Source organism: Vibrio sp. R11-SG3-ISO3-SZ, from assembly GCF_059834345.1.
On the sequence record NZ_JCBDGX010000138.1, the window covers coordinates 36,195 to 45,830 of the forward strand.

Annotated in this window: 8 protein-coding genes; 4 read left to right on the plus strand and 4 right to left on the minus strand. The window is 47.0% G+C overall.

Annotated elements, in window-relative coordinates; translation table 11 throughout:
- Nucleotides 1–56: 56 nt before the first annotated feature.
- From AC6R1O_RS16065 to AC6R1O_RS16080, 4 genes are all read right to left on the minus strand, one after another.
- On the minus strand, nucleotides 57–266 hold the full coding sequence (locus AC6R1O_RS16065) for a DUF3283 family protein (RefSeq protein WP_500627348.1): 210 nt from the start codon (nucleotides 264–266) through the stop codon (nucleotides 57–59).
- Between the two features lie 167 nt (nucleotides 267–433).
- Nucleotides 434–631, minus strand: a complete 198-nt coding sequence (locus AC6R1O_RS16070; protein ID WP_334553016.1) for a PA3496 family putative envelope integrity protein — start codon at nucleotides 629–631, stop codon at nucleotides 434–436.
- 697 nt (nucleotides 632–1,328) lie between these two features.
- Nucleotides 1,329–3,299 carry a replication initiator protein RctB domain-containing protein gene (locus AC6R1O_RS16075; RefSeq protein WP_487902458.1) on the minus strand — a complete coding sequence of 657 codons (1,971 nt, stop codon included), beginning with the start codon at nucleotides 3,297–3,299 and terminating at the stop codon, nucleotides 1,329–1,331.
- A gap of 431 nt (nucleotides 3,300–3,730) precedes the next feature.
- The gene (locus AC6R1O_RS16080) at nucleotides 3,731–3,907 is read right to left on the minus strand and encodes a hypothetical protein (RefSeq protein WP_500657386.1); all 177 of its coding nucleotides are present in this window, start codon (nucleotides 3,905–3,907) and stop codon (nucleotides 3,731–3,733) included.
- A gap of 828 nt (nucleotides 3,908–4,735) precedes the next feature.
- Here AC6R1O_RS16080 and AC6R1O_RS16085 point away from each other — a divergent pair.
- From AC6R1O_RS16085 to AC6R1O_RS16100, 4 genes are all read left to right on the plus strand, one after another.
- On the plus strand, nucleotides 4,736–5,953 hold the full coding sequence (locus AC6R1O_RS16085) for a ParA family protein (protein ID WP_500657387.1): 1,218 nt from the start codon (nucleotides 4,736–4,738) through the stop codon (nucleotides 5,951–5,953).
- 8 nt (nucleotides 5,954–5,961) lie between these two features.
- Entirely contained in the window at nucleotides 5,962–6,933 is a 972-nt protein-coding gene (locus tag AC6R1O_RS16090) for a ParB/RepB/Spo0J family partition protein (protein ID WP_334553022.1), read from the plus strand.
- A gap of 149 nt (nucleotides 6,934–7,082) precedes the next feature.
- Nucleotides 7,083–9,086, plus strand: a complete 2,004-nt coding sequence (locus AC6R1O_RS16095) for a tRNA(Met) cytidine acetyltransferase TmcA (protein WP_500657388.1) — start codon at nucleotides 7,083–7,085, stop codon at nucleotides 9,084–9,086.
- Between the two features lie 346 nt (nucleotides 9,087–9,432).
- Nucleotides 9,433–9,636, plus strand: a 204-nt coding sequence (locus AC6R1O_RS16100; RefSeq protein ID WP_500657389.1) for an STAS domain-containing protein, incomplete at its 3' end; no start/stop codon positions are given.

Below are 9,636 nucleotides of genomic sequence, written 5' to 3' on the forward strand. Positions count from 1 at the left end.
AGGATTTTAGCAAAATGCGAGGGCTTTTCAATTTCTCGCCTTGCTGAGAAATGGGGTCACAACACGCCCATTACTCGCTTATATTTGGCTACAGAGTCTAAGAAGAACGCTTTCTCGTTCTCATCTTTGATTTTGGCCGCTTGCTGATTCACTTCATCTGGGCCAGTTTTAGCCTCACGGAGCTTCCAAACCAAAAATGACGCTTGTTTATCAAGCTCAACCTTGTTTTTTTCTTCGGCAGGAAGGTTCGACAGGTTAATCGACATCAATCACGCTCAGTTTCTGTAAAAATATGGAGTGGGAATATACCACACACCAGCGAGCAAAGTAGAGTCTCAATCACCTCGCTCACCCGCCAAGATCAAAAAAACAGCGCTCTTTTGGAAAAACTAAGGGCGGCACTATGGCCGCCCTTAACTAATTAGGGGATTGCTTAATGAAGTAAGCCAAGTTCTTTCGCTTCTTCAATCGATAAGCCGCTTTCACGTATCTCTCTCAATGCTTCAATACGTCTACGTGCCTCGGCAGATTTGACTGCCTTGGTTGGCTCTTTTGTTTCTACTTCTTCCGTGAAGTCCCACTTACCGGCAATATGAGTCATTTCATCATGGTCAATAGAATTAATGGACATAGTAACCTCCGAACAAACCATGCTAGGGACGCCTAATCTGTAGCAAATACGCCTATCCCTTGTTAAGAATTTTAGCGCCAGAATGTGATTGCGCTAATAGTTCGAACACTCTTACCGATTATTTTATAAATAGCCTTTGCAGGGCAGAAAAACTAGCGATACATTTAAATGATTACCCTTAAGAAAAGTCAGGCGATCCAGCTCTCATTTTTTCTAAGGTGTGCCCTACTCTCTCCCTCTGCCACAGCCAACTCTCCGCACTCCCGAAGCGTAACAACGGGCTGACTCCATCCTGAGACCAAGGTTTATCCAAACAAAAAGATTCAAGCGAAGCGGTATCTGTACCGAGATTTCAATCTTGGGAAAAATGATCAAGGGATGTCGGTGATCTTGCACTGTGATCCGAAAGCATGATCAAGGTGATGAAGGTCGCGCGGGCGCTAAAGAAAAGCAGCGTAAAAGGAGAAATAGAGGATCTACAGGCAAAAAAATAGCGAGTTCATCGAACTCGCCAAATATTCAGAATGAATGTAACAATATGAGCCAATCTATCAGAGATAATCCTATCTCTCATTCATCAGAAAGGACAAAAGGTTGTCTATTCGGGATAAATAATAGCCAAGCTCGGCGCGCTTTATGTCAGTAAAGTGTCAGGGTAATGTAGTGATAGTGTCCAATTGTCAGACAAGGTCGCAAACTACACCGCCACTTCATCTAATGCGCGGAATACGGTCTCATCGAGATGCCCTTCATGGACTTGTTTGCACACTTTTCGGCGCACGGCGAGGCCGGCAATCAAGCGTTCGATCGACAAGTGCTTGTTTTCACTTTGGCTGTTGTACAACTCGACCATTTTACTCAAAGTCTCATATGGGATGACCTCTTCACCGACCCGCAGGTAATCAAGCTTGTCAATGAGCTCCAGACACTCTTCTTGGATGGAGTTATGGGAGTGCCCTGTCATCGCCGCTAACGCCGTTATAGAGCGTTCTAGAGCCTCTGGAGAGGTATATTTGGAGAGAGTAATGGTGATCTCATCGGCGTTGATCTCAACTAAGTGCTTACGCTGTTTTACCCGACGGCCCAATTTGCCTTTTGCCGCGCGCTCTTTACGTTGGATAGGCTCGAATTCTCCATCGATGATTTGTGACATTTCATCAAGCTGTTGGCGTGTGACCATCTCATTACGTAGCGGGTTGGGCAGCGTCGGTGCCATGTTGCGCTTACCTGCGTTGGTGGTACGTGCACGCGAATAACGCAGCACTTCTTCAGCATCGCATTTGATGTCGAATTCGTAATCTTTGATCTTGTCGCCTTCCGCGATCGTGCGGATCGTTAAGTGATAACCCCACAAATTGACCACAAACAGATCGTCACTGCCCTTCCCTTCCGAGAGTTTTTTCAGCTCTCGGATCAAATCCATTGAAAAACGGCGCCACTCAATGTTGCGCGCAAGCTTTTGATTTAGCTCGCTTAAGAGCATTTGATCTGTGTGTCGACGAACCATACGGCTACGGAAATAGCTGTACAGCTGGAAGACCAAGGTATGCTGCTTCAGAATTTCAGGTGGGAACAAGAAGAAATAGTCACGTGTGAGCAGTTCTTCGTAGAACGACGGCTCCCAAACCAAGATGTAGAGGTTCGGTTTAATGCGAATTTCGCCATCAGCGCCCTCTGTAGGTGCCTCTTCCGATGCGGTAATGGTTCGGGCCAAGAAACGAAAACGATCGCTCTTAAAGCCTTCTGGCATGTTCTCGCTCAGCCAACGGCCAGTGAGTTCGTGTAACTGAAAGTCGGTAAACTCGATTCTATCGATGCTGTCACGAATGGAGTCTCGTGCAGGGCCACTGTCTTTTTTGCCACGCAGCGACAAAATGTCGGTGATGTAGAGTGGCGTTTTGTTAGGCACGTGCGTTGCATCGAGTTGATATTGTTGCTGGTGGTGCTCATGGTATTGCACGGTTAAGGTGAACAGCGCGAAGAGCGTCATCAGATCATCCACCGTCATGATGTTCTTTGATGATCGTGTTTCGATCACCGCGCGCGTGCCTGAGATCGACACCATGCTTTTTTGGTACTGTTTGCGCGTTCTGGGCGGCGCTAAGGCTTGATCGATAATGCCCGCCCAGTTGGTAGGCGATACCACAAACTGATCCGCCTCATCTTTCATTGCTGGGGGAATATTCAAGCCATGCTCATTGAGCAAGCGTTTGTTCACTTGAGTTTGAGCCAGTGCCTTAGAGCGTTTTTGTTTCTCACTTTGTTTCACCGATTCCGTGACCAAGCTGGTGGCGCCCAACACGGAAATCAACTGGTTTGGGTTAACAAAGCGATGGAGCATGGTTTTGCCCGCTAGTCCTTCTTCAAAACGGACTGGTACCTGCAAAAAAAGGCCGATGTTGACTGCGGCGCGTAATCGCTGCTGAATGGCTGCTCGTGTGACTTGCCCATCTGTTGCATCGATCAACTCAGTGGTTGAAACCAAACCATCTTTGCTGCTGAATCCTCGCAGTGAGATGAGATTGAGCAGTTCGACAATACTTTTCGTCACCCCTTTGAAGTGTTGGTATTGTTCTATCCAGTGAACAGCCGTTTCAGACACCTCAAATAAATGGCCATCCTTGTGGCTTCTTGGGGCTTTGATCAGTATTTTTTCGTCAGAACTCATGATTAGATCCGTATCACACTAGCCGTAATATCGCTATAGTTCCTGAAGAATAAAGAAAAAAAGATCATAAATAAAGAAAAAATTAGAGGTTTTTAAATAACTGATCTTTTTGATTTATTTGATCTATATTGGTTATATGATCTTATGATCTGGCCGTTAGTTTCCTTCTAAGTCATTGTTTATTGGCGCGTTATTTTTTCTGACTTGGAAAGCATGATCATGTGAAAGACGAAAGCATGATCATTAAGTTATTGAAAGCATGATCAAAATATCCAAGAACCATGATCATGTGGTTGCCGAATCAATGATCATTGGGCTGGCAGAAGCATGATCATCACTCTCTCACACGTTATCCACAGAGCGCATCGTTAAGTGTCAATAAGCGGCAGTTTATTGGTTGTGCTGAGCGCTCTGTGATGCCGAAAACATGATCAAGGAAACGCCATTTCTGCTGATGTTTCTGAGCAGTGTCGCTTATTTCGCTCAGATTTCCACCGTTTATTGTCCATCATCGCATTTGAACGGCAATCTCGGCCAACTTTGCTCTCAACGGCTTCTATGACGATATAGGTCGAAAGCATGATCAAGCGATTCGTGTTTCTTCCCATATTCTGTGCCTGTCAATCTGATTTATTGGCTAAACACCGCTATTTTGGCATGAGTTCTTATTCCATCTGCATTTGTCCGTAAATAAATCTCTATTTTACATGCTTCCGAAGCATCAATTCACTTGATCATTGATCCGATCATTTGCGATGTAAGATCGCGAGGTTCAATTGATGAAATTTAGGGGTTGTTGCCTTGATCATCGTTCCAATTTCATCGATTTGGAGCGAAAGCATGATCAAGTGATGTCCCTTGATCATCGTTTCGAATACTCAACCGCTGGATCGGGTTGAATTATGATTATGTTGCGAGAGTTATTATCACTCATTCTGCTCACGTAAATGGCTTCGTACCGCAACGCGAGTGAGGTTTTGGTTAGATCGGTAAAGGTTGAAATGACACGCTCCGTAAAATAGGAGGAAAACTTAATCGTTCCGATACAGGCGATGGGATTGTCTGTGCAGAGTATGTCAGAAGTGAATAATGCGAACGCTGTGGTGCATTAATGGTTTGAACGCACTCGTTGGATTAAAACACCACACTTCTGCCCTACTTCATCTTTCGGTTTGCTTTTGTAGTTTACAATGTAAATATGTGACGATGTAACACTTTTACGAGAGGTTAGAACGCGAAGCAAAGTGGCTAAGATTTTTAGGCGATTTTTCTCACCTTATTGACGAAAATAACATCAGATTGCAAGAAGTCATCAAATTGTTCCGATTTCTTTTATTTAATGTGATTTTAATCCATAAGTGAATGTTCACCTTTTTATTGTTTGTTTTATTAAATGCTGTACAATTTATTTTAGTCACTTACAACGGATTTTGGCAATGAAAAGAGAACAAACCATAGAGAGTCTCTACCAATTGGCGGAGCAGACGGCTCAAGTTCAAGCGGACCGCATAGAGATCGTATTAGAAGAACGTCGTGACGAACATTTTCCTCCGATGTCGAAAGCGCTGATGGAAACCCGCTCAGGGCTAACGCGTCGCAAACTAGATGATGCGATCAGTAAGCTCGAAGCGGACGGTCACCAATTTACGAAAAACAACGCCAATCACTACTCCATTTCATTGCAAGAAGCGCACATGTTGATGGATGCGGCGGGCATCCCCAAGTTTCATGAACGTAAAAAGAACACAGAGAATAAGCCGTGGATCATTAACGTTCAGAACCAAAAGGGCGGAACCGGTAAGTCGATGACCGCTGTACACTTAGCGGCGTGCTTAGCGCTCAATCTGGACAAACGTTACCGCATTTGTTTGATTGACTTAGATCCACAAGGGTCGTTGCGTCTATTTTTAAATCCACAAATTAGCATCAGTGAACACCAGAGTATCTATTCTGCAGTGGATATCATGCTCGATAACGTACCTGAAGGTACTGAGGTCGATAAGGCATTTTTGCGCAAAAACGTCATGCTACCAACGCAGTACCCGAATTTAAAAACCGTGTCGGCCTTCCCAGAAGATGCGATGTTTAACGCAGAAGCGTGGCAAAGCTTGTCGCAGAATCAGTCGTTGGATATCGTAAAACTACTGAAAGAAAAGCTGATTGATAAGATTGCTGACGATTTTGATGTCATCATGATTGATACCGGTCCGCACGTGGATCCCCTTGTATGGAATGCCATGTACGCGTCAAATGCGTTGCTGATCCCTTGTGCGGCGAAGCGCTTGGATTGGGCGTCGACGGTCAATTTCTTCCAGCACCTGCCGACGGTGTATGAAATGTTCCCAGAAGATTGGAAAGGGCTTGAGTTCGTGCGTCTGATGCCCACCATGTTTGAAGATGACAACAAGAAGCAAGTTTCTGTTTTGACTGAGATGAACTACTTGCTTGGCGATCAGGTGATGATGGCCACCATTCCGCGTAGCCGCGCGTTTGAAACCTGTGCGGACACCTACAGCACGGTGTTTGACCTCACAACCGGCGATTTCGAAGGCGGTAAGAAAACCCTAGCGACCGCGCAAGATGCGGTACAAAAGAGTGCACTGGAGCTTGAGCGCGTGTTGCACGGTCACTGGTCATCACTGAATCAGGGGTAAACTAGAGTATGGCAATTAAAACTTCAGACTTAAATGCAAGATTGTTCGGCAAGGCGAATAAGCGCCAAGTCACGACACCACAAGAAGCCCAGCAAGCAGCGAAAGATAAAGCGCAGTTTATCGAGTTAGCGGTTGCGGGTGAGGAGTTAGTGCAGTTTGAGTTGGTGCGTATTCCGGCCGATCAAGTGGAAGCGCAGACGGTTGTCTTTGCGGATAATGCCCGCGAGCAATCTTTCCTCAATGAGCATGCGTTATCGGATGTATTGGTCACTTTACGTGAGCGCGGCCAGCAGTACCCGGCAGTCGGTCGCAAGCGTGAAGATGGCAAGATTGAAGTCCTCGATGGTAGCCGTCGCCGCATGTCGTGTATTTTGTCCAACAAAGAGTTCTTGATCTATGTTGCCGATGACATCAACACCCAACATGCAAAATTCTTATCCGATGTGGCGAACGCCCACAAGCCTTTGTCTCTGTATGAGAAGGGCAAAGAGATGCAGGCAAAGCTCGCTAGCGGTGAAGCAGAGGATCAGAAAGCGCTGGCGAAGATGTTTCAGTGCAGTGAAGCCTTGGTCAGTGGAGCATTGAAAGCCGCTGATTTGCCACTTGAGCTGCTGCAAGCGTACCCGAATGTGGCGGATTTAGGTCGACCTACCATTGTGAAGTTGCACAAGCAGTTCAATGCACTCAGTGATGAGAACCGTGCAAAGCTGCTTGAAAAGTGTCAGTGTGAAGAGGGATTTGTGTGGCAGCGCAGTGAAGCCCAAGGGGTTGCACGCATTACCAAAGAAGTCTCTGAGACGATAGAGTCTTGGATTGAAGAGATGACGCCAAGCAAATCCAGTGGCAGTGCGAAAACCGAGCTGGTCAAAGGCCGCGCGAGCTACAGCCGTAAAGGTTCCAGTTTGTCGCTGAACCTAAAGAAAGTCGATGATGCTTTGATGCAAGATATTCTGGATTTCTTGCAAGCCAAGCTCCAGTAACTTCTCCATCAACGTCATCTAAAACCGCTCCTTGTTCGAGCGGTTTTTTTATTGCTGGCGCGCGGCGGCGGGCAGAAACGATGAGCGAATGTCGCAGCGCACAGCGAGAGTGATATACTCACTCCATCGTCCACCGTTACCCACGTGTTATGAATCTGATAGAGTCCTTTTTTCGCGATCTTTTTCAACAAGCCCAATTGATGCGTCATCGTTATGGTGTGGTGATTGAAGGCGATGGTCAATGGCAACAAACGCTATTGCCCGCTGCGCTTTCAGCGAGCGGCGCTCAATCGGCGGTTTGTCTCGGTCACACTGTCTTTAATCAAGATGACCGTCTCGTTCGTCATCTAGCGGCTAAGCAAGGCACTCAGCTACTGGGCCAAGAGATAGAGCTCTTAGTGGTCGCGGTGAACGACGATTTCGATGCCAACAGCGTCAGTGCGGCACTCGGTGCGGTCAAAGGGGGCGGGGTAGTGATATTCACGCTTGACGAGTGCATCGATGCTTCTTCATCGAAAACGTGGTTGCTGCGCTCAATGCAATCCTTGTATTGGTTATCATCCGATAAACCACTCCCCAACATCACGCTGACGAGTGGACAAACTCAAGATCCGTTTATCGAGCAAAACTCCGCGATTGAAGCGATTTGTCGCGTGGTGGAAGGCCACAGAAAGCGCCCATTAGTGCTAACGGCAGACCGAGGTCGAGGAAAAAGCAGCGCCTTAGGCATCGCGGCGGCAAGGCTGATGAAGGCTTCTCGAAAACGTCTTCTTGTCTGTGCGCCGAGTTTAGCCGCGACACGCGCAGTGTTTGAGCACACCGCCTCACAACTCGAGGGCGCCACGGTCAGCAAATCATGTATAGACTACCAAGAGAGTCAACTGGCGTTTATTGCGCCAGATGAGTTACTTCGCCAGCGCCCGGATTGTGATGCTTTGTGGGTCGATGAAGCGTCTGCGATTCCTATTTCCATGCTCAAACAGATCACAGAGCGCTATCATCGCGTCGTGTTTTCGACCACCATTCACGGCTATGAGGGATGTGGACGCGGCTTTACGCTCAAGTTTTTAGATTGGCTTAAAGTGGCAAGACCGGGGATGGTACAACTTCATCTCCAACAACCGATTCGTTGGAACGCGGGCGATCCGTTAGAAGCATGGCATTTTTCGACGTTTGCCTTAGACGCCGATTTAGAACCTGCGCCTGTTCAGTTGCCGGAGATAGCGGTCACCTGCATCGACAAAGCGCAGCTGTTGGCAAAACCTGAGTTGCTGCGCCAGTGCTTTGCGCTGTTGGTCAACGCCCATTATCAGACGTCACCCAATGATTTGATGCTTATCCTCGATGAGCCCAGCGTCAACGTTTATGCTCAGTTTGAGTCAGGGACATGCATTGCCTGCGTGTTGACCGTCGATGAGGGCAACATGCCCGCAGAGCTGGTGCAAGACATTGTGCTCGGTAAACGACGCCCCAAAGGTCAATTGGTGCCGAGCACCTTAGCGAATCAATTTGGTATTGAGCGAGCGGCGCAGCAAAAAAGCGTGCGTGTCATGCGAATAGCGGTTCACCCCGATCTACAAAGGCGAGGGGTAGGGCTGGCGGTACTCGCACAGCTTGAAGAGAGCATTGAGTGTGACTTTCTCTCCACCAGCTTTGGCGCCACCGCTGATTTGGTTAAGTTTTGGCGCCAAGCTGGTTTTGCACCGATCAAAGTGAGCAGTCAAAGAGACAGCGCCAGCGGTACACACTCGGTCATTATGATCAAAGGCGATACTGAGTGGCTAGCACAGGTGGCACAACATTACTCCACGCAATTTCACTATTCTCTCTCAGACAGTTTGCGCCAACTTGAAACTGAGGTCGTCCGTAGTTTGGCGCCAAAAACTAATGCTTCCATTGTCCCTACTGGGACGGCTGCGCTTCTGCTGGGTTATGCAAAAGGTGGGGCGAGTTATGACAGTTGTGCGCCACTGCTCGATCGCTTTGCATTCACACATGGTTTTGAGGCGTTCAGCGATGTGATGATAAGAAAGGTGTTGCAAAAACAGAGCTGGAGTGAGTGTGCCTTGGCATTAGGTTTTCCTGGTAAAAAGCAGGTCGAAGCTCAGCTTCGGCTTGATATAGAAACTTGGTTATCTCAATGTTCTGGCTAGTCCAATTTACACTGTAAAATAGACGATAAATTTACAGTGTAAACGGCCACACAATCGAGTCGATTTACACTGTAAAATCTCATTCTATAACACCCTACCTTCAACGCGGTTGCGAACTAGTACTAAAGAACCAGTCAATAAAACACAGTAGAAAATAAGAATTTTTTCCAAATAGCCTCCATCGGCAACCCACTAAATCTTCGATAGTTTTTATTCCAACGACAAAAAATTTAACGGCAACTTGCTGTATCAAAAGTTAAGTCACATTTGCCAAATGACGAACCTTTCCTAAACTCAATATAAAACTTTGTGCGTAGTGTTTTGTGGCTAGGAAATAAGAATAACAATGAAAAAGGATTGTCTACTTCCTGATGCGCTTGATATCTCAAGTGCGCTCAATGTCGCTGCTGAATCTAAGCAGTGGCTTCAAGATCATCGCTCGCTTGTGATTCTCGCCTCGAATGTGGAGCGAGTCGACGCTGCGGGCCTACAGGTCCTTGTTTCTCTTTTTCTTAGTGCAGAGCGCGACTCAGTCGAGATACGACTCGAC

Coding starts and splice junctions, on each gene's coding strand:
- AC6R1O_RS16065 (WP_500627348.1), bottom strand. CDS start 266: ATGTCGATTAACCTGTCGAACCTTCCTGCCGAAGAAAAAAACAAGGTT.
- AC6R1O_RS16070 (WP_334553016.1), bottom strand. CDS start 631: ATGTCCATTAATTCTATTGACCATGATGAAATGACTCATATTGCCGGT.
- AC6R1O_RS16075 (WP_487902458.1), bottom strand. CDS start 3,299: ATGAGTTCTGACGAAAAAATACTGATCAAAGCCCCAAGAAGCCACAAG.
- AC6R1O_RS16080 (WP_500657386.1), bottom strand. CDS start 3,907: ATGGGAAGAAACACGAATCGCTTGATCATGCTTTCGACCTATATCGTC.
- AC6R1O_RS16085 (WP_500657387.1), top strand. CDS start 4,736: ATGAAAAGAGAACAAACCATAGAGAGTCTCTACCAATTGGCGGAGCAG.
- AC6R1O_RS16090 (WP_334553022.1), top strand. CDS start 5,962: ATGGCAATTAAAACTTCAGACTTAAATGCAAGATTGTTCGGCAAGGCG.
- AC6R1O_RS16095 (WP_500657388.1), top strand. CDS start 7,083: ATGAATCTGATAGAGTCCTTTTTTCGCGATCTTTTTCAACAAGCCCAA.